Source organism: Pseudarthrobacter siccitolerans (assembly GCF_001046895.1).
Classification (GTDB): domain Bacteria; phylum Actinomycetota; class Actinomycetes; order Actinomycetales; family Micrococcaceae; genus Arthrobacter; species Arthrobacter siccitolerans.
This window is the reverse complement of record NZ_CAQI01000057.1, coordinates 1-689: the sequence shown is the minus strand read 5'-3', so window position 1 is coordinate 689 and position 689 is coordinate 1. Positions and strand designations below refer to the sequence as shown.

The window sequence follows — 689 nt, the reverse complement described above, 5'->3', positions numbered from 1 at the left end:
GTCCCGGATTCCTGGGACGTCGACCTCGATGGCTTCGATGCGGCCGGTGGCATCAAAGCCATTGACGAGTCGCTCGGGACTTGTATCCGAGATGAGCAGGTAGAGGGTTCGCATTTCCGGTCCCCCCAGTACCGCATCGACAGCAAAAGAACCGCCATCGGGATATGTGGCCGTGTCCGGCTCAATCCGGATGACGTCCGTGACCTCGCCGCCTTCGCGGACACGCCGAAATTCTCCGATCCACGGGAAGGCTGCCCATACTGCACCCTCACTGTCGATGCCGATACCATCCACGGCATCTGTGTCCGGTGACCCGAACTCTGCGAACACACGCTGGTTCAGCAGCGCACCGTCGTCTGCCACATCGAACGCGGTGAGTCTCACCCGTGGCGCCCGGAACGACTCTGCGACCACGAGGGTCCGCCCGTCGCCTGAGATGGCGATGCCGTTGGGGAATATGAGATCCTGGCCGCCGGTGTCGATGCGGCCGTCGGGATGGCGGATGATCAAGCCCACCCCAACAGGATCGCTTCCGAACGGGTAGCCCTGCGGACCGATGTACGCGCGGCCCTCTCGGTCCACGGCCATATCGTTCGGGTGAAACGCGACCGGCGCGAGGTCGGCGAGTTCCTCCAGCCCGCTACTTCCCACGCGCAGCAACCTGCCATCATCGATCGAAACAACCATCG

1 protein-coding gene is annotated in these 689 nt (G+C 63.4%); it reads right to left on the bottom strand.

From position 1 onward, the window contains the following. Positions 1 to 651, bottom strand: a 651-nt coding sequence (locus ARTSIC4J27_RS20170) for an SMP-30/gluconolactonase/LRE family protein (RefSeq protein ID WP_161799593.1), incomplete at its 3' end; no start/stop codon positions are given. Positions 652 to 689: the final 38 nt, after the last annotated feature.